A 19915-nucleotide genomic window follows, 5' to 3' on the forward strand; every position below is an offset into this window, starting at 1 on the left:
AGCTGCACCGGGAGGCTCCATGCTTCAGATTCCACTGCGCAAGCTTGATCGGCTCAAGCCTCTGCCCTCCGAACTCGACCGCTACGAGTTGGCGACGATCGAGGAACTCTGCGCCTGGCAGCGCCAGCAACTGGTATGGTCGCTGCGTCACGCGTACGACAATGTGCCGCATTATCGTGCAAAGTTTGACGCGGTCGGCGTTCATCCGAACGATCTCAAGAGCCTCGACGATCTCGCAAAATTCCCCTTCACCGTCAAAGCTGACCTCCGCGACAATTACCCGTTTGGAATGTTTGCCGTGCCCGAGCGGCAGATCACGCGCATTCACGCCTCGTCCGGCACCACCGGCAAGCCGACCGTTGTCGGCTACACCAAGCGCGATATCGAGATCTGGAGCGACGTGGTCGCGCGATCGATCCGAGCCGCGGGCGGACGCGCCGGAATGAAGTTGCACAATGCGTACGGCTACGGACTTTTTACCGGAGGTCTTGGGGCGCACTACGGTGCGGAGCGTCTGGGTTGCACCGTGATTCCGGTCTCCGGCGGTATGACGGAACGTCAGGTCCAGCTCATCACCGACTTCAAGCCCGATATCATCATGGTCACGCCGTCCTACATGCTGGCCATCCTTGACGAGTTCAGGAAACAGGGCCTGGATCCCCGAAAATCCTCGCTGCGGATTGGAATCTTCGGCGCAGAGCCGTGGACCAACGCGGTGCGCGAAGAGATTGAAGAGGCGTTCGATCTTCACGCGGTCGATATCTACGGCCTGTCCGAGGTCATCGGCCCGGGCGTTGCAAGCGAATGCGTGGAGACCAAGGACGGCCTGCACATCTGGGAAGACCATTTCTATCCCGAAATTATCGATCCCCATACAGGACGGGTTGTGCCGGACGGCCAAGAGGGCGAGCTGGTGTTCACCTCGCTAACAAAAGAGGCGATGCCCATTATTCGCTACCGGACCCGCGATCTAACCAGGCTGCTTCCAGGCACAGCTCGGGCGATGCGACGCATGGAGAAGGTCACCGGACGAACCGACGACATGATCATCCTGCGCGGCGTCAATGTGTTTCCGACCCAGATCGAGGAAAAATTGCTGACCATCCCTGCACTGTCGATGCATTACCAACTGGTGCTCACGCGAAGCGGCCGGATGGACGAGATGGAGGTGCACGTGGAGGCTCGCCCTGGGTCCACCGCACTCGAGATTCGCAAGGCGGCAGCCAATCGGCTCGAGCAGGCGATCAAAGACACCATCGGCATCTCGTCGAAGGTGATCATCCGCGATCCCGACAGCATCGAGCGCTCGGCTGGAAAGGCCCGGCGCATCGTCGACCGTCGGCCGCAGAACTAGAAAAGGAATTCTATTCAAGATGGCCCGTGCCCGCGCCAACAATTACGACCACAAACGCCGAGCGATTCTCGATCGTTCAGCCGAGTTGTTTTCCGAACACGGCTACGACCGCGCATCGATGAACAAGATTGCGATTGCATGCGGCGTATCCAAGGCCAATCTCTATCATTATTACACGGATAAGGACGAACTGCTGTTCGACGTCATCCGCTTCCACCTTGAAGAGCTGTTGCAGGTTGTCGAGGCTGCGGATCAGCCCGGCCTCGCACCTAAGGAGCGATTGCGTCAGCTAGTAGCTGCTCTACTTGAGGCCTATCGCGATGCGGACGCCCAACATAGCGTCCAGATCAGCAGCATGCGCTTTCTGTCAGACGAGCGTCAGACGGAGCTCAAGAACATGGAGCGCAACTTGGTCGGCACATTCTCTGACGCCGTATCGGCGGTCGCGCCACAAATCAACGGATCCACACTGCTGAAGCCGGTGACGATGTCATTGTTTGGCATGATCAACTGGCATTACCTCTGGTTCAAGAGCCCCGGCCCCGTGACGCGCGCCGACTATGCCGAGCTCGTGACGCAATTGATCGTTGATGGCACGCGCGATCTCATACTGCAGCCGGCGCCGGCGCGAGCCGTTGCGCGCCGAAGATGACCATTGGCCAAAACTTTCAACAACCACGCGAGAGATATCTCATGAAACTCGAAAGCTTTGTTCGCGGACAATGGGCGGCCCCCGGCCGCGAGGTCGTCGATATCCGCAGCGCCGTTACTGGCGAGGTGGTGGCGCAAGCGTCCGGTGGCGGCCTTGATATGCGCGAGCTTCTCGCTTTTGCCCGCACGACCGGCGGCAAGAACTTGCGACCCCTGACCTTCCATCAGCGCGCCGACATGCTGAAGAAGCTCGGGCAGTACCTGACCGAACGCAAGGATCAACTCTACAAATTATCATTCCAGACTGGCGCCACCCGCATTGACAATATGATCGACGTCGATGGGGGCATCAGCACTTTGTTCGCATATGCGAGCAAGGGGCGGCGGGAATTGCCAAATGCAAAATTCCTGTTCGACGGCGCGGTCGAATCGCTATCCAAGGGCGGAAATTTCATCGGACGACACATTCTAGCGCCAATGCATGGCGTCGCCGTACATATCAACGCATTCAACTTTCCCTGCTGGGGCATGCTGGAAAAATTAGCGCCGGCCCTGCTCGCCGGTGTACCGGTAGTCACGAAGCCCGCTACGGTGACATCATATGTCGCCCATGCGCTGGCGCGAATGATCGCCGTATCGGGCATTCTCCCTGAAGGCGCTTTTCAATTCATCATAGGCTCGACGGGTGATCTGTTCGATCATCTCACCTGCCAGGACGTCGTCTCATTTACAGGGTCCGCCGAAACTTCGCAGAAATTGCAACGGCATCCTGTGATCGCTCGAGAAGCCGTGCGTTTCATCGCCGAGCGGGATTCGCTCAATGCCGCGATCCTGGCGCCTGACGCAGTACCCGGCACGCCTGAATTCGACCTCTTCATCAAGGAAGTAGCGAAGGAAATGACGGTGAAGGCCGGACAGAAATGCACCGCGATCCGCCGAGCATTCGCGCCGTCTGTCCATACGGACGCCGTCATTTCTGCGGTGCGCGAGCGGCTCGCCAAGATCACGATCGGCAATCCCGAGCTGGAGACTGTCAGGATGGGACCGCTCGTCGGTCTCGATCAGCGGCGCGACCTACTGGCCCACGTGACGACGCTCCGCGCAGAGGCGGAGCTTGTCGCTGGCGACCCTAACAATTTCGCGGTCGAAGGGGCCGACGCTGACCGCGGTGCGTTTGTTCCGCCAATGCTGCTGCATTGTGCGGACCCCGCCCGTGCTACTAGCGTCCATGAGATTGAAGCATTTGGCCCGGTCTGCACCGTAATGGGCTACAGAGACCTGGAACAAGCGATCACACTCACTAATCGTGGCGGCGGCAGCCTCGTGGCATCCGTCTACACTCACGCCATCGGCATTGCCGCCGATCTTGTCTTCGGCATTAGCTGTTTCCACGGCCGCCTTGTCATCATCGACCGCGATTGCGCCAGGGAGCAAACCGGCCACGGCTCTCCTATGCCGCAGATGGTGCATGGCGGCCCTGGCCGCGCCGGCGGCGGCGAAGAGCTGGGCGGCATCCGCAGTCTGCATCATTACATGCAGCGAACCGCGTTACAGGGATCGCCAAGGATGCTCACCAGCGTTACTGGCGGTTGGTCGAAGGGCGCTCCGATAATCGAAAAGGATCGCCATCCATTCCGCTATCATTTTGAAGACCTCGATATCGGTCAAACGTTCTTGTCCAAAGAACGCACAATCACGCTCGACGACATCGAACACTTCGCCCACTTCACTGGCGATACCTTCTATGCCCATATGGATGAAGAGGCGACCAAAAACCATCCGTTCTTTCCAGGCCGCGTCGCCCACGGCTATCTGCTGCTATCATTCGCGGCGGGGCTGTTCGTGGATCCGGATCCCGGTCCGGTTCTGGCGAATTACGGCCTAGACTCATTGCGTTTCGTGAAGCCTGTGCAGCCCGGCGAGGCGATCAAGGTTCGACTGACCGCCAAAGAAAAATCGCCCCGCAACAAACAGTATGGCGAAGTGCGTTGGGATGTCGAGATCACAACCGCAACCGACGAAACCGCGGCGACCTATGAATTGCTGACCATGAATGCCGTACGGCCTTGATCCATTTTCACCTAATCGGCGCAAATGTGTTCCGGATGGCATCCTCACATTCAAAGGAGATGACGATGATTTTAATCACGGTGATGTACCCTGCCGGCGCGGAAACCAAGTTCGATATCGACTATTATCTAAGCAAACATATTCCACTCCTGAAAGATCGCTGGACTTCATACGGCCTGAGCAATGTCCAGGTTGTACGCGGAGCCGGAAAGCCAGACGGTAGCGCTCCTGACTATCAGATGATGGCGCTGCTGACATTCGGCTCAATCGAGCATTTCAAGGCCGCCGGAAAGGCCCACGGCCGTGATATCTTTGCCGACATTGCAAACTTCACGAACGCGCAAGCAACCGTCCAGATCAACGAGATCCTGGAATAGGACTTGTTCAGCGTCGTTTATTCGGGTCAGAACGCAACACCATAACAAGTCGTCTCACATCTGATCGAAGTCCACGACGACGCGCGCGCTTGTCGGATGGGCCTGACAGGTGAGCACAAAACCCGCCTCCAGCTCCCAGGGCTCGAGGGAATAGTTCACATTCATCTCTGTCGCGCCTTCGGTAACCTTGGCTCGGCACGTGCAACACATTCCGCCCCTGCAGGCGAATGGCAGATCCATCCCCGCCCGCAGCGCAGCATCGAGAATGGCTTCGCCCTTCGCGACCGGAATGTCACGACGCTTTCCATCTACGATCAACGAGGCCGTATGCGCGGGTGCGATCTCCTGAACGATCTGCGGTTTGTCTCTCGGACGCCCCTCGAAGGCGGAGACAAAACGCTCCACATGCACCTTTTCCCGCGCCAACCCGATGGCGCTCAGCGCAGTCTGCAGATCGTCGATCATGCCAGACGGACCACAGATGAAAACATGGTCCACCGCCGCGATCGGGACCAGCGCGCGCAGGAGAAGGCGGGCCTTCTCGCCGTCCAGTCGTCCGTTGAGAACGGCCAGATCCTGCTCTTCCTGGCTCAGCACGTAGAAGAGGGAGAGGCGGTTCAGAAAGCGGTCCTTGAGATCCTCGAGCGCCTCATGAAACAGCATATCGGCTGTGGAGCGATTGCCATAGAAAAGGAAGAATCGGCTGTCCGGCTCGCGCGTCAGCACGCCGCACAGGATGGAGAGCACGGGCGTGATGCCCGAGCCCGCGGCGAACGCCACGTGAATGCGGCCATCGCCAGGGCAATTGGACAGACCGAAACGTCCGGTCGGGGTCATTACGTCGAGCTCGTCGCCGACCCTCAGACCGGCGTTGATCCACGAGGAAAACAGGCCGCTCTCCACGCGCTTCACGGCGACGCGCAATTCGCCGTCGTCGGGCCCGCAGCAGATGGAATAGGAGCGGCGCACCTCTTCGCCTTCCAAAGTGGCGCGAATTGTCAAATATTGACCTGCGGAGAAACGGTAGTCGGCGGCAAGATGCGGAGGCGCGATAAAGGCGATCGAGACGGCATCCCTGGTTTCTCGCCTCACGTCGGAAACTGTCAGACGATGAAAGCGCGGCGACATGCCGACGCTCGAGGGTTCAAGCAGAATTGGAGCAGCGGGAACGGAAGAAGCCGCGATTGTCCTTGCGCCGGGCATCATGTCACCTGCTCGTCAATGACATTTGAAGTAGTCGAAGGGCTCGCGGCAACTATTGCAGCGCCATAGCGCCTTGCATGAGGTCGATCCGAATTCGGCAATCTGGGCCGTATCGGCAGAGTCGCATCGCGGGCAGTTAATCTGTTCGATGCCGAACAGAGCGCGACGACCGCCGCCGTTTTGCGGCGGGGCGACGCCGTATTCCTTAAGCTTGCGCCGGCCTTCTTGGCTCATCCAATCGGTCGTCCAGGCGGGCGACAGCACCGTCGTCACCCGCGCAGGTCCGAGGCCCGATTTGGCGAGCGCGAGCGTGATCTCAACCGCGATCACATTCATCGCCGGACAGCCGGAATAAGTCGGCGTGATGAATATCTCGATCGCACCGCGGTCGACGCGGATGTCGCGCAGCACGCCAAGGTCGGCGATCGAGAGCGCCGGGATCTCCGGATCGACGACCGCTCCGGCAATGCGCCATACCTCGGCGCGCAAATCTTCGGGACGGCGCTCGCTTGCCGGCGCGGCTGGAACGCGAGGCGCGTCGATGCGATGTTCGGCGATTGAAATCACCAGATCGCTCCCGGAATGGCGCGCTGCACATATTGCAGCTCGGCGAGCAGATGTCCGAGATGCTCGCTGTGACGGCCATTGCGGCCGCCTTTCTGCATCCAGCCGTCTGCAGGCATTTTCAAGGCCGCCTTCTCCAATATTTCCGCGACCGAAGAGCGCCACGCGCCACGCAGCGTCTCAAGGTCAACGCCAATCCCCTCAGCGATCGCCGCGCGTTCGACCCCGTCGACCTCGAACAATTCTCCGGTAAACGGCCAGAGCTCCTCGATGGCGGCCGTCGCGCGCGCATGGCTCGTCGTTGTGCCGTCGCCAAGACGCACGATCCATTCGGCGCAATAGCGCAGATGATACGCCATCTCCTTCTCGGACTTGGCGGCTATCGCCGAAAGCATCGCGTCCGCGGAGCCCATCATGGCGCGCCAGTAGGGGTAAGCGAAGGCGGCATAGAGGAATTGGCGCGCCATGGTTTTGGCGAAATCGCCATTGGGCTGTTCAACCAGCAACAGATTGCGGTACGCGCGCTCATCGCGGCAATACGCGAAGGCGTCCTCGTCGTGGCCCACGGCTTCTGCCTCGCCCGCGTAAGCGTAGAGCGAGCGGGCCTGGCCGATGAGATCGAGGCCCATATTGGCAAGCGCCATATCCTCCTCCATCGCCGGAGCGACGCCGCACCATTCGGACAGGCGATGACCCAGAATGAGCGCATCGTCAGCCCGACGCAGCACAAAGAGGACGAGTGGCGTCTCCGTCACCTGGATGGATCCTGATTCCATGACGGTTCCTCTCTCCGCAAGCAACGCGACGCGAGTCTTTCGTTCCACTCTTTTCCGCCTCTGGCGCTCCGAAGCGGCCTGTGCGTTTGAACGCGTCACATATGCCCGACTTCCTCGGGCACTTCGTAGAACGTCGGGTGACGGTAAATCTTGGAGGCCGCCGGCTCGAACATCATGCCCTTGTCAGCGGGATCGGACGCCGTGATGGCGTTTGACGGCACGACCCAGATCGACAGGCCTTCGCCGCGGCGGGTGTAAAGATCGCGCGCGGCGTGCAGCGCCAAAGTCGCGTCGGCGGCGTGCAGCGAGCCCACATGCTTATGGCTCAACCCGTTTCGCGACCGGATGAACACTTCCCAAAGGGGGGTTGCGGAACCAGCCATGGATTTTCCTCCCGATCAGGCGGCAGCCCGAATGCGCCTCTTCTCGGCATAAGCGAGGGCGGCCTCGCGCACCCAGGCTCCATCTTCGTGAGCCTTCCGACGCGTGGCGAGGCGATCGCGATTGCAGGGGCCGTTGCCGGCGATCACCTGCCGGAACTCCTCCCAGTCGATCGCGCCGAATTCCCAATGGCCGGTCTCGTCATTGAACCTGAGATTCGGGTCCGGAATAGCCAAGCCCAGATATTGCGCCTGCGGCACGGCCGCGTCGACGAACTTCTGTCTCAGCTCGTCATTGGAGAAGCGCTTGATCTTCCAGCGGACGGATTGATCGCCGTGCTGGCTGGCCGCATCCGGCGGCCCGAACATCATCAGACACGGCCACCACCAGCGGTTCAGCGCATCTTGCGCCATCGCCTTTTGCGCATCCTTGCCGCGCGCCAAAGTGAGCATAATCTCGTAGCCTTGGCGCTGATGAAAGCTTTCCTCCTTGCACACGCGGATCATGGCGCGGGCGTAGGGGCCATAGGAGCAGCGACAAAGGGGGATCTGGTTCATGATCGCTGCGCCGTCCACCAGCCAGCCGATGGCGCCGATGTCCGCCCATGTGAGGGTCGGGTAATTGAAAATCGACGAATATTTCGCCTTCCCGGAGAGGAGCTGGTCGACGAGCTCCTCGCGGGAGACGCCGAGCGTTTCGGCGGCGGCGTAGAGATAGAGACCGTGGCCGCATTCGTCCTGCACCTTGGCGAGCAGGGCGGCTTTACGGCGCAACGAGGGGGCGCGGGTAATCCAATTGCCCTCGGGGAGCATGCCGACGATCTCGGAATGCGCGTGCTGGGAAATCTGGCGCGTCAATGTCCGACGGTAGGCCGCCGGCATCCAGTCGTTGGGCTCGATCCGCTCTTCGGCGTCGACGCATTCCTGGAAACGGGCCAGAAGAACCGCGTCCTCCGCCTTGCGCGCCGGGCTGTCCGGCTCAGCATTGAGCGCCTGCGTGTACATGTGCCGCTCTCCTCCCCCGACCTTGACGAACATATATATTACAGAAATTATGATTGCAACATTTTTCTGTAACATATTGGCGCAGCGCCGCCGCTCGCCGAAGAAAATGGGTCGCCGACCGGTAACGCCGCGGTCTATTCGCTGAAGCGCCTGAACACCTCCGGCGCCTGGCGCAGCGGGCCGCCGGTTTCATCCACGGCGTGTGCGTCAAGCCAGCGTTCGGATGGAGCGGCGAGGTCCTTGTAGAGATTCGCGCATAGCGCTCGCGCGCGGCCGCCGGGCCAGTCTGCGGAAAGGACTTCCACCGGCAGAATGGGATCGCGCAGCGCGATGCGCCGATATTCATGAATGAGAAGGATGCGCGCCGCTAGCGCGTCGAGGTCGCTCAACAGCTCCCCGGCTCCAAGGGATGCGCGCATGGGCTCGAATGTCGCGATGAACTTGAGATATGCTTCGGCGGTCGCGGCCAAAGGCCAGCTACGGGCGGCGAGTTCTCGCAGGGTGGATACATCTCCGCTCGCCTCCAGTTTCAACGCCGCTTGCACCGAGGTTGGCAAGTCACGTCCGCCCGGCGCCACCCAGACGCCAGCGGTCGGACTGCCGAGCCCGGCAAGCTCGAGCGTGGAGCGAACGACGTCGCGCTCCGGTCCGTTGGGCAAAAGAACAAGGTCGAAATGGCCCGCCCAGTTCGAAGGGCGCGCGGCGTAGATGTGACGCGTCGCCTCGGCAAAAGTGGCGCGCCCCTTCTCCGCCAAACGATAGAAACTATTGCGCCCGACGCGACTGCGCTCCAGCCAGCCATCGGAGGCCAAGCGCGACATGGCCGTGCGAACGACGCCGTCCGAAATGTCCAAAGCCCGGAAAAAGGCCAGCAGCGTGCCAAGCCACACAGATCCGCCGCGCGGCACGATGGCGTCGCCGTAGACCGTGATGATGATGGACCAGGTGCGCGACGGCTCCCCGCGAAGCTGATCGAGTATCTGGGCGAGAGCGGCGCGCGACCCTCGCCGATCGCTAGCCCGCTCGGCTTTCGAAATGGCCTTATCGCTCATGCTCTGCGGCGCGCAGCTCGGACCGTCGCAACCTGCTCAGCGCTTCGTGTTGCGGCTTTGGCGTGCGGGGGCGCTGAGGCCAGTGCGCCGGCCGCGCTCGCGGCGCCGGCCGTAACAAGTCGCGTGACGAGGTGGGCATAATCGTCGCGGGTCAATCCCTTGCCCTCACGGAACCAGAGATAGTGCCAGTTCAACATCCCAAAGATTGACATTGCGAGCGGCTTCAAAAGCGGCCCGCGTCCGATGGCCGGCGCCGCCTCCGCAAGCGCGTTCGAAAGAGCTGTCACAAGCACCCGCTCCATATCGCGAAGCTGCTCCTGCTTGCCCTCAGGCAATAGCTTGAGATTGGCGATCTGCACCTGATGTTCGGCATCCGCGTCGCGATAGGATTCGAGCAACGCCGCCGCAATGGCGTATAAACGCTGCTCTGGATCGGTCGCGGACTGCGCCGCCTTCTCCACCGCCACGATCAGATCCTCCAGATGGAAGAAAAGGATGTCGAAGAGGACCGCCTCCTTATCCGAATAATAGTGATAGAGAAGGGCCTTGGAGACGCCGCAGGCGCTTGCGACCATCGTGATCGACGTGCCCGAATACCCAAACTGTGCAAACAGCTCGGCCGAACGGCGCAAGATCGAGAGGCGCTTGGCGTCATAATCATGGGCGCGGGTTCTAGCCATCGGATCCTATCCGCTCGCGGTCCATGGGAGCCGACGCGGCTGGAGCGAAGCCCGGCGTCGCGATCACTGGCCCCCAGCGTAGGAGCCCTCGTGATCATCAGATAGCAAAGATTGTCCGGTTGGTCGATCGGTCCAAACCCGCCCCACAAACGACGGCCTCGCGGTCGGAAACGATCCTGCGACCGAGGCGAGGCGGATCAACGCGGTGTTGCGAGCGACATCGCCGGCGAAGCCGAGGCCGCGAGCGTCGAACATTGCGGGGACTTTCGTTGGCGCTAGGCGGCGCACCGATCGTTCGGTTGTTCCCGACGTCGCAGCAACATCGCGACCTCTTCTTTTACCCTCTTGGCAGCGCCCTCTTTCACCGGTCCGAAACCGCGGATTTCCATTGGCGCCGTGGCGAGAACGAGCAGCGCTTGCGGCCGCTCCGAGCCAAGTCGAAGAATCATCGCATCGATAAGCGACTCATACCATCCGATCAATTCGCGCTCCATGCGTCGTTCGGCCGTGTAGCCGAAGACGTCGAGAAACGTGCCGCGCAGACCTTTCATCCGCGCCAGCAGTCGGAACGGCGTCCGGATCCACGAACCAAACTGCCGCTTGCGGGGCCGCCCGCGCGCATCCTTGCCCAAGGGCAGGAGCGGCGGAGCCAGGTGATAATTGACCTTGAAATCGCCTTCGAAATTCTGCCGGAGTTCGTCGAGAAAGCCGGTTTCCATATGGAGGCGCGCCACCTCGTATTCGTCCTTATAAGACATCAGCTTGAACAGTGCGCGCGCGACCGCTTCGGCGAGGACGTCGGAGCCATGAGCGTTTTCCGCTGCGCGCACGCGCTCGACCGTTGCGCGATAGCGCTTCGCCCAGGCGTCATCCTGGTAGGCCGCCAGGAAAGCGGCGCGGCGAGCGATGACCTCATCCAATGTTTCGGGAGGCGGTTCTCGCCGGTTTGCGCTAGCGAAGTCCGGCTTCGCCGCGGCCAGCCGTCCGGCAGCGAAGGCTTCGATATTCCTTTGAGTCTCGACGCCGTTCAACGCGATGGCGTGCGTCAAGGCGTCGAGTGAGACCGGCACGAGACCATTCTGCCATGAGAGACCCAGCAGAATCATGTTGGCGAACACCGTATCGCCGAAGAGCTCTTCTGCGAACGCGTTGGCGTTGAACGTCGAGAGATTGCTCTCTCCGACGACGCGCGCTATGGCGGCGAGCCGCGCGCGCGCCGAAAGATCGGCGTCGCGGAAGCGCACCACGTCGCCCGTTGGCATCTCGGCGGAATTGACCACCGCTCTTGTCCCGAACCGATAGGTCCCCGAAGCCTTCGGCGACGACGATACGACCAGATCACAGCCGATCAGCGCATCCGCCGATCCCTGATCGATTCGCGCCTGGTTTATGGCGACCGGATGCGAGCCAATCCTGACATAGCTCAACACAGCTCCGAACTTCTGGGCGAACCCTGTGAAGTCGAGCACTGACGCGCTCTTGCCCTCAAGATGCGCCGCCATAACGATGACGGCGCCGATCGTGATCACGCCCGTGCCGCCGACGCCGGTGACGAGCAGATCATAAGGTTGTTCGAGCGAAGGCAAGACTGGGAGTGGCAGACGACGGGCGTCTTCGGCCAAGCCGCTTGCGTGTGATTTCTTCCGGCGGGTCGCGCCCTCGACAGTGACGAAGCTCGGACAGAAGCCGTTCAGGCAGGAGAAATCCTTGTTGCAACTCGAGAGATTGATCTTTCGCTTGCGGCCAAACGGCGTTTCCATGGGCTCGACGCTCAGGCAATTCGATTCTACCGAACAATCGCCGCAACCCTCGCAGACAAGATCGTTGATGAAAGCAAAGCGTTTGGGGTCGTCCATCGCGCCGCGTTTGCGTCGCCGGCGCTTTTCGGTGGCGCAGGCCTGTTCGTAGATCAGCACGGAAACGCCGGGAACCTCGCGAATCTCGCGCTGCACGCGATCGAGAGCGCGTCGGTCGTCGATGGTCACGCCTGCGGGAAAATCGGCGGGATGGAATTTCTTCGGATCGTCCGAGACCAGCGCGATGCGCGCCACGCCTTCGGCGCGCACGGTATGGGCGATCGCCTTCACGCTGATCGGTCCGTCGACAGGCTGGCCGCCGGTCATCGCGACAGCGTCGTTGTAGAGTATCTTGTAGGTAATATTGGCCTTCGCGGCGATCGCCTGGCGGATCGCCATCGAGCCGGAATGATAGTAGGTGCCTTCGCCGAGATTTTGAAAAATGTGCCCGGCGCCGGTGAATTTGGACGAGGCGGCCCAATTGACCCCCTCCCCGCCCATCTGGATCAGCGACGTCGTCTCCCGGTCCATCCAGGTCGCCATGACATGGCAGCCGATCCCGGCGAGCGCCTTCGATCCTTCCGGCACCTTGGTGGAGGAGTTGTGCGGACAGCCCGAGCAGAAATAGGGCGTGCGGGTCGCGCCGGAAATCTGGATGATCCGTCCAGCATCAGGCGACAGCGTCGCCGCCCGTTCGATGAGGCCAAGATCTGGAAACACCGCATCGAGGCGCTTTGCGACGATCGGCGCCAGCAGTCTCGGCGATAACTCGCCGATCCAGGGGATCAATCGCTCACCCTGCTCGTCGCGCTTGCCGACCATGCAATGAGGCTTGTCTCCAGGGTAGTCGTAAAAATATTCCTTGAACTGGCTTTCGATAATTCCGCGTTTTTCCTCAATGATGAGGATTTCGCGCTTGCCGCGCACGAAATCGAGCGCATCGCGCCTGGCGAGCGGCCACACCATGCCGACCTTGTAAATGTCGATGCCATTCTCGCGGCATTCCGCCTCGCCGAGCCCGAGCAGCCGCAGCGCCTCCATCAGGTCCAGGTGCGCCTTGCCCGTAGTGACGATGCCGTAGCTTGCGTGCGAAACGGCGTAAATGTGCCGGTCGATCGGATTGGCCTCCGCAAAAGCGAACACTGCATTCTTCTTCGCCTCCATGCGTTCCTCAATTTGCGGGCCGGGCAGATCGGGCCAGCGGTAGTGCAGACCGCCCTCCGGGCCGACAAAATCCGGTTCGCGAAAGACGCGGGCGGGATGAAGTTCGACGGAAGCAGCCGACTCGACCGTTTCGGAGATCGCTTTGAAGCCGACCCACATGCCAGAGAAGCGGGACAGCGCGTAGCCATATTCGCCGAAGGAGAGATATTCGGCGATCGACGCCGGGTTCAGCGTTGGCATAAACCAAGCCATGAAGGCGACGTCCGATTGATGCGGCATCGACGAGGATACGCATCCGTGGTCGTCCCCGGCGACGACCAGCACGCCGCCGTGCGGAGAGGAACCATAGGCGTTACCGTGTTTCAAAGCATCCCCTGCCCGGTCGACGCCGGGCCCCTTCCCGTACCAGAGGCCGAATACGCCCTCCACCCTGCGATCGGGATTGGATTCGACTTGCTGTGAGCCCAGTACCGCGGTCGCCGCAAGGTCCTCGTTGACCGCTGGCAGGAATTCGATACCGTTCTCGGCGATCAGCCGCTTGGCGCGCCATATTTCCAGGTCGACGCCGCCGAGCGGCGATCCGCGGTACCCGGAAATAAAACCGGCGGTATTCAGCCCTGCCGCGCGATCGCGGCTGGCTTGGTCGAGCGCAATGCGGACAAGCGCCTGCGTGCCGGTCAGGAATACCCGGCCGCTCTGCTTGAGGTTTCGGTCTTCGAGACGATATGGCGCGAGCCTAGTTTCGTCAGTCTGATCCATGATTCAGTTCTCGCGCCTCAAATAACCCCTGCACTCTAACCGAGATCATTGGATAAACTCTTCATATTTCCCCAATGTGGCTGCAATTTATGGTATGAATTGCCAGAAAATATCAATTTATCGGGAAACTATACCAACAGGGAAACCGTATGGAATTGACGGAATCGGACCGAAAGCTTTTGCGCACCCTCCAGGCGGATGGGCGAATCTCCAATCAGGAATTGGCCGACCGGGCCGGCATGTCGGCGTCCGCTTGCTGGCGGCGCGTCAAGCAATTCGAGGAGGCTGGGGTCATCAAGGCGCATCCAGCCATCATCAGCGCGGAAGCTGTCGGCCTGACCTTCAGCGCCGTCGTGCACGTGACGCTGACGCGGCATGAAGCCGCCCATGTGACGACGTTTATCGGCCGCGTCAGCGAGAGACCAGAAGTGCTCGAATGCTTCTCGACCACGGGAGAGGCTGACTACCATCTTCGCGTCGTTTGTCGCGACAAGGACGCCTACAATGCCTTCCTTGATGAGTTTCTCTTCCGTCTGCCGGGGCTCGCGCATGTTCGGACGAATTTGATCCTCAAGGAGATCAAAGCGACCAGCAGGCTCCCGCTTTAGGGGACATCGGCAGCCTTCAGCGCAGAACGCGGCATAGATCGGCCCTTACGAAAACGCTTCCTATTCGATGGGTGGCCGAAACCGGCGATGCGGTAGCAGCGACGAATGCCAATGTTGGTCAGCTCTTTCGTCCGGACTAACCCGCTTCGGCGACGCCTACGGGGGATCCAAAGATGATGGCTTTGAACAACTGCAATCCGCCCCAACGTCCAATCCTTCGGCCGGCGGTTCAGTCGCCGGCTTTACCTCCGCTGCTTACGACAAATCGTTGGCTTGCGCCGCGTGGCGCGTATCGAGGCGGACTCCGCCGTTGGGAGTTGTTCGACAAGACGCCGAGAATAGCAGCCCATTCGCGCGAAGGTGTGATCGAACTGATGCCGACCAGCGATGGGGCTAGCTACGGCTTCAAATACGTCAACGGGCACCCCAAGAATTCGCGGTCAGGGCTTCAGACCGTCACCGCGTTTGGCGTGCTCGCGGACGTCGCTACCGGCTATCCCGTACTGCTGTGCGAGATGACCATCCTGACCGCGCTGCGCACCGCGGCGACCTCTGCGCTGGCCGGAAAATACCTGGCGCCTCCCGGCGCGCGTACGATGGCGATCATCGGCAATGGCGCACAGTGCGAGTTTCAGGCGCTGGCGTTCAGGACGATCTGCGGCGTCGATAAGGTTCGCCTCTATGACATCGACCCCGCCGCGACCCAAAAGGCGACACGCAATCTCGTGCATGCTGGGCTCGACGTCGTCGCCTGCGAGCCGAGCGAGGAGGCGATCCTTGGCGCTGAGATCGTCACCACCTGCACCGCTGACAAGCAATGCGCCACCATCCTGACCGACAACATGATCGGCCTCGGCATGCACATCAACGCCATCGGCGGCGATTGTCCGGGCAAGACCGAGTTGCATCGCGATATTTTGCTGCGCTCGGATATCTTCGTTGAATATCCCCCGCAGACTCGGATCGAGGGCGAAATTCAACAATTGGAACCCGATCACCAAGTCACCGAACTTTGGCGCGTGATCGCCGGACAGATCCGCGGCCGGCGCGACGCGCGCCAGATCACGCTGTTCGACAGCGTCGGGTTCGCCATCGAGGATTTCTCGGCGCTGCGTTATGTGCGCGACCAGCTCGCAATTGGCAGTCCCTCGATCAACCTCGACTTATTGGCCGACCCCGACGATCCACGAGACCTCTATGGCATGTTGCGCCGCGCCGAAGAGAAGTCGGCGGTCTGGTAGCAATCGCCATTCTTGAAACGTGGAGTTTTACGATGTTCCTTACCAACCAAGACATGGTCGACCTCGTGGAGTGGCGGCGCAAGTTGCATCGCGCGCCCGAGCTATCCTGCGAGGAACGCGAGACCGCTCGTGAAGTGCAGACGTTTCTCGCCGATACCCGGCCGGACGAGTTGTTGGTCGAACTTGGCGGCCATGGCGTCGCGGCTGTATACGAGGGCCGCGAGCCCGGACCGACCGTCATGTTCCGCGCCGAACTCGACGGCCTGCCGATTCAGGAAATCTCCAACAACGCTCATTGCTCGCAAACGCCTGGGAGAGGCCACATGTGTGGCCATGACGGACATATGGCGACCCTGGCGGCGCTGGCGCGAGGTCTGGGGCGCAAGCGCCCGCGGCGCGGACGAGCCGTATTGTTGTTCCAACCTGCCGAGGAAAATGGTGTCGGAGCCGCGGCGGTGATCGATGATCCCAAGTTCCGGAGAATCGCGCCCGACATCGCCTTCGCCTATCACAACATGCCAGGCATTCCTTTGGGCCACGCCGCGCTGAAGATCGGCCCAGTCAATTGTGCGTCGCGGGGCATGCGCATCATTATTTCAGGCAAGACTGCGCACGCTTCGAGGCCGGAGTTCGGCGTTTCGCCGATGAGCGCGATTGTCAAACTGATGCCGGCGCTGACCGCGCTCGGCCGCGGCGGTCCGCTCGATGGCGATTTCGCTATGATCACCGTGACCCATGCTGAGATGGGCGAACGCGCATTCGGCATCGCGCCTGGACGGGCGGAAATATGGGCGACGCTACGCACTTTAACGGATGCCCAGATGGAAGGCCTGCAAGTCGAGGCCGAGCGCCTGACGTATGCGGTCGCGCGCGAGGCCAGCCTTGGCGTCGAGATTTCCTATCAAGATGTCTTCGCCCATTGCGAAAACGCTCCAGAAGCGGTCGCGCACCTCGCACGCGCGCTCAACGCCGAGGGCGTGCCCCATGACGAGAACCATCTGCCATCGCTCGGCTCTGAGGACTTTGGACGCTTCGGCAAAAGGACGCCGGCGGCGATGTTCCTGCTCGGCGCCGGCGAAAATCACCCCAGCGTGCATAACCCCGATTACGACTTTCCCGACGATCTGATTGGCGTTGGCGCGCGGGTTTTCATGCGAACGCTACGCGATCTGCTTGGCTGACGTTTTCCGAACGGCGCCGACCTCTATTGGGATAGCCGTGACGCGAGATTTTCGGAAATTGCTGGGCGCAAGACATTGATTTCGCGCTTCTCTCAACCACGGAAACTGTCTCGTCGGCGTCGTTCACCGCGCCGACGTGACCTAATCGCGAAGATCGACCCCATCGTATAATAGAACAGCAATGGTCATTAACCGCTAAATCCCAATAATTCGCGCCTGCCGTCATCCCAGCGAAGTTACCGGTCCCCTCTGGCCAGAAGGTCGCACCCATATTCGACGAGACAAAGACGAAAACGACGAGCCGTCGTCGGAATGCGCCTACGCCGGCGGAATCAGCGGCGCGTTCCTCGCAACATGCTGGCGACCGGCTTCTCCAGCGACCGCTCGCGGGTCTCCGTTGGTTGGTCGTGAGCAACCGGATGCGCGAGCGACCGCTCAGAAGACGTCGTCTCATCGAGTTCGCCGCCCGGATCTGGTGAGCCAGAGGCCTGCTTGATCAATATGGATTGGTTCGGCGCAGCGATTATAACCCCAAGTTCCTGGAACCGCCTCTTCATGCGTCGATTGAATTCCCGCTGCACGGCCCATCGACCCGAATCCGTGCATGTGATTTGGCCAACGATCGTCGCGCTCGCGCCGTCCAGCTTGTCCACGCCCCACAATTGCATATCGCCGAGCATCATCGCCTTGAACTGCGCCTCTTGCCGCATTGCCGCGGCAATCTCTTTCAGCGTCTCGCCGACCCGGTCCGTATCCTCTTCATAGGCGACGCTGACGCTGATTGCTGCATTGCCGACGCCGCGATTCGAATTCGTCACGCTGGTGACCGAGCTGAACGGAACGATGTGAACAGAGCCGTCGCCGGCCCGCAGCCGGATGGTGCGAATCGATAGATTCTCGACCGAACCCGAGAGGCCCGAGACGGTCACCCAATCCCCCACCTGCATGGCGTTTTCCAGCAACAGGAAAAGGCCGGTGATCAGGTCCTGAACGAGTTTCTGCGAACCAAAGCCAATCGCGATGCCGATGATGCCAGCGCCGGCCAGCAAAGGCGCGATATTCACGCCGATTTCGCTGAGAACGGTAAGGCCGACAACGGCGATAATAACGATCAGGAGCGACGAGCGAAGCATGGGCAGCAGCGTTCGCAGCCGGGCCGATCGCGCATAACGCGCCTCGCGCGCCAGCCGCGCAAGATGGGCCTCCGCGGCAGCGTTCGCGCCCTCCCAGACCGCCACCGCCGCCGCCGCCGCGATCGCGATCGTGACAAGCGCGGAAACCAGACGCCCCCCGATCGCGTCGCCCTGGAACCATACCAGCGCATCGAACCCCCAGGTTTCAAAAAGCGCGACCAAAGTCACCCAGCCAATCAGAATGGAGACGGCCCCTCGCAACAACGGATAATAGCGATTGGCGCGCTCCTCCAGTCCGGGAAAGCGTTTGGCCATATCGAGATTGACATGAAACATCCGGTCGAGCAGGCCCAAAACCAGGATAGCGCCGAGACGCGCCACAACGATCACGGCAATGGTCATCAGAATGAGTTGCAGGGAGCGAGAAAGGCCATCCTGGAGTCTTGCCGCCCAGACAAACCACAGCGTCACGATCACAAAGATCGCGATAAAATGCCATGTGCCCGCCAGCCGATTGCGCAGCATCGCGAGGCTCCCATGCGCGCCCTCCGCCGCGCGAATCTGCTTGGCGATCGGCGCACGACACTGAAGGACAATCGTCAGCAAGAACAAGTTGACGACGAGTGCGACCAGTTTGACCATCGCGTGGTGAATGTGCGCATTCCATTCGAGCAGTTGCGCCGCTTCGACGAAAGTCGCGCCGAAGACGGCTACGACGGCAATGCGGCGCACCCAGATCTCGATATAGGCGGCCGTCTGATCGCCCATATGCAAGAGACGCAATCGCCGGTTGGAGGGGGAGACCAGCATCCGGGCGACGCACACGATGGCGCGGCACAGGATGTAGGCCTTCAGCGCTTCGAATATGATGAGCCTCGTGGATGCCGACGCGCCGACTTCCGTCGCGGCAAGCAGCGCGCCCGCCGCGGCGAAAGCGCCGACCGGAAGCAGCGAGAGCGCCAGCCGGAGCAAAGCCAGGGGCAGACGGCGCAGCAATCTCAGGGAGTTTGCGCCTCCGGACGGCGCCTGCCCGGGCGGCGTCGGCGAGGAAGAAATGTCTTCGACGAGCGTCAGCGTTCGTGGAATTGGGGTTTCGTCATGAGGTCTTTGCGCGACGTCGCTGGAACTCTGGGGTTCGACTTCCAGCGCCGCGCGCGGTCGGCGGAGCACAAAGCCAACGAGCGCCTCGATCGCGAGCGCGCAGCCGAGCACAAGGGCGAGCCGCCAGCCCGCATTCAACGCCGCGGCTTGCATGTCGGTGTCCGAGGACAAGCTGACCATTCCGCGCCAGAGCAGCGGCAAGTCGGTCGTAGCGCGGGCGGTCGCGACGATTTCGTCTGAAAAGTCTTCAGCCCAACCGGTTGCTTGCACGACAAGCTGCGCGCCCAAACTGTCGGGTTTGAGCGACAGCGGCGCGGCGGGCGCATGCTGGACCGGCTTTGCGGGCGCAATGGGCGATGAAGCCTTCGCGACGGTCTGCAAGGTTTCGATCAATTGAGCGCGCTTGTCCGCGTCCCCCAGGACATTCAGCGCCCTTTCGGCCTCAGCGGGAGTCAACGATGAGGAGCCTGCCGGCGTGTCGGCGGGATTGGGATTCGGCGCGACTGTCTGGGCATGCGCCGTCACAATCGCGAATAGCGTCACAATAAGAACGCAAAGGGTCGTCTTCGTCATCGAATGGGCGCCGGCTGGAGCAGTGGAATCTAGGCGAGGTTGCCAAGCCGATTGGGCGACAACATGGCGAGATGGCGAGATCGCGCGACATGATGAGTCTCGGCGGTCTGCGTCTCTCGACTGCGTGTGAACGCGTCCTGCGCCGGAAGATTGCCGCGAGTTACGAAGTTCTCTGCGGCGCCGTCACAAAGGGCCGACAACTCAGATCCAGCAGACCGCCGCCGACGCGCCAGCTTGTGCTGGGGCT

Annotated in this window: 16 protein-coding genes; 7 read left to right on the forward strand and 9 right to left on the reverse strand. The window is 61.3% G+C overall.

Translation table 11 applies throughout. The features are described from left to right. Nucleotides 1-19: 19 nt before the first annotated feature. The 4 genes from paaK (at nucleotide 20) to GSQ90_RS19915 (ending at nucleotide 4452) form a co-directional block, all read left to right on the forward strand. Nucleotides 20-1354 (forward strand): phenylacetate--CoA ligase PaaK, encoded by a 1335-nt coding sequence (gene paaK, locus GSQ90_RS19900; protein WP_158816648.1) that lies wholly within the window; start codon nucleotides 20-22, stop codon nucleotides 1352-1354. Between the two features lie 19 nt (nucleotides 1355-1373). Beyond that, nucleotides 1374-2006 carry a TetR/AcrR family transcriptional regulator gene (locus GSQ90_RS19905; protein ID WP_158816649.1) on the forward strand — a complete coding sequence of 211 codons (633 nt, stop codon included), beginning with the start codon at nucleotides 1374-1376 and terminating at the stop codon, nucleotides 2004-2006. A 41-nt stretch (nucleotides 2007-2047) separates the two neighbouring features. Then, entirely contained in the window at nucleotides 2048-4075 is a 2028-nt protein-coding gene (gene paaZ, locus GSQ90_RS19910) for a phenylacetic acid degradation bifunctional protein PaaZ (RefSeq protein WP_158816650.1), read from the forward strand. A gap of 65 nt (nucleotides 4076-4140) precedes the next feature. Then, complete coding sequence (locus tag GSQ90_RS19915; RefSeq protein ID WP_158816651.1) at nucleotides 4141-4452, forward strand: EthD family reductase; 312 nt, start codon at nucleotides 4141-4143, stop codon at nucleotides 4450-4452. 54 nt (nucleotides 4453-4506) lie between these two features. Here GSQ90_RS19915 and paaE read toward each other — a convergent pair whose 3' ends face one another. The 8 genes from paaE to GSQ90_RS19955 form a co-directional block, all read right to left on the reverse strand. Continuing rightward, complete coding sequence (gene paaE / locus GSQ90_RS19920) at nucleotides 4507-5580, reverse strand: 1,2-phenylacetyl-CoA epoxidase subunit PaaE (RefSeq protein ID WP_158816652.1); 1074 nt, start codon at nucleotides 5578-5580, stop codon at nucleotides 4507-4509. Nucleotides 5581-5670: 90 nt separating this feature from the next. Further along, the gene (gene paaD, locus GSQ90_RS19925; RefSeq protein ID WP_371418413.1) at nucleotides 5671-6198 is read right to left on the reverse strand and encodes a 1,2-phenylacetyl-CoA epoxidase subunit PaaD; all 528 of its coding nucleotides are present in this window, start codon (nucleotides 6196-6198) and stop codon (nucleotides 5671-5673) included. A 20-nt stretch (nucleotides 6199-6218) separates the two neighbouring features. Beyond that, the gene (paaC, locus tag GSQ90_RS19930) at nucleotides 6219-6995 is read right to left on the reverse strand and encodes a 1,2-phenylacetyl-CoA epoxidase subunit PaaC (RefSeq protein ID WP_158816653.1); all 777 of its coding nucleotides are present in this window, start codon (nucleotides 6993-6995) and stop codon (nucleotides 6219-6221) included. 95 nt (nucleotides 6996-7090) lie between these two features. Continuing rightward, nucleotides 7091-7378 (reverse strand): 1,2-phenylacetyl-CoA epoxidase subunit PaaB, encoded by a 288-nt coding sequence (gene paaB, locus GSQ90_RS19935; RefSeq protein WP_158816654.1) that lies wholly within the window; start codon nucleotides 7376-7378, stop codon nucleotides 7091-7093. 15 nt (nucleotides 7379-7393) lie between these two features. Next, on the reverse strand, nucleotides 7394-8380 hold the full coding sequence (gene paaA / locus GSQ90_RS19940) for a 1,2-phenylacetyl-CoA epoxidase subunit PaaA (protein WP_158816655.1): 987 nt from the start codon (nucleotides 8378-8380) through the stop codon (nucleotides 7394-7396). Nucleotides 8381-8514: 134 nt separating this feature from the next. Continuing rightward, entirely contained in the window at nucleotides 8515-9432 is a 918-nt protein-coding gene (paaX, locus tag GSQ90_RS19945) for a phenylacetic acid degradation operon negative regulatory protein PaaX (RefSeq protein ID WP_158816656.1), read from the reverse strand. Next, nucleotides 9429-10112 (reverse strand): TetR/AcrR family transcriptional regulator, encoded by a 684-nt coding sequence (locus tag GSQ90_RS19950; protein WP_158816657.1) that lies wholly within the window; start codon nucleotides 10110-10112, stop codon nucleotides 9429-9431. The genes paaX and GSQ90_RS19950 overlap by 4 nt, the downstream gene beginning before the upstream one ends. A 275-nt stretch (nucleotides 10113-10387) precedes the next feature. Next, entirely contained in the window at nucleotides 10388-13831 is a 3444-nt protein-coding gene (locus GSQ90_RS19955; protein ID WP_158816658.1) for an indolepyruvate ferredoxin oxidoreductase family protein, read from the reverse strand. Nucleotides 13832-13980: 149 nt separating this feature from the next. Between GSQ90_RS19955 and GSQ90_RS19960 the strand changes: the two genes are divergently transcribed. The 3 genes from GSQ90_RS19960 to GSQ90_RS19970 all read left to right on the forward strand — a co-directional run bounded on the left by GSQ90_RS19960 (nucleotide 13981) and on the right by GSQ90_RS19970 (nucleotide 16861). Next, nucleotides 13981-14439, forward strand: a complete 459-nt coding sequence (locus tag GSQ90_RS19960; protein ID WP_158816659.1) for an Lrp/AsnC family transcriptional regulator — start codon at nucleotides 13981-13983, stop codon at nucleotides 14437-14439. 176 nt (nucleotides 14440-14615) lie between these two features. After that, nucleotides 14616-15680 (forward strand): ornithine cyclodeaminase, encoded by a 1065-nt coding sequence (locus GSQ90_RS19965; RefSeq protein WP_174247510.1) that lies wholly within the window; start codon nucleotides 14616-14618, stop codon nucleotides 15678-15680. 32 nt (nucleotides 15681-15712) lie between these two features. After that, complete coding sequence (locus GSQ90_RS19970; protein ID WP_158816661.1) at nucleotides 15713-16861, forward strand: amidohydrolase; 1149 nt, start codon at nucleotides 15713-15715, stop codon at nucleotides 16859-16861. Between the two features lie 332 nt (nucleotides 16862-17193). Here the strand turns inward: GSQ90_RS19970 and GSQ90_RS19975 are convergent, their stop codons facing one another. Beyond that, entirely contained in the window at nucleotides 17194-19668 is a 2475-nt protein-coding gene (locus GSQ90_RS19975) for a mechanosensitive ion channel domain-containing protein (RefSeq protein ID WP_158816662.1), read from the reverse strand. Between the last annotated feature and the right edge of the window lie 247 nt (nucleotides 19669-19915).

The sequence above is a fragment of the Methylocapsa sp. S129 genome (assembly GCF_009765995.1).
In the GTDB taxonomy this organism is placed as follows: domain Bacteria; phylum Pseudomonadota; class Alphaproteobacteria; order Rhizobiales; family Beijerinckiaceae; genus Roseiarcus.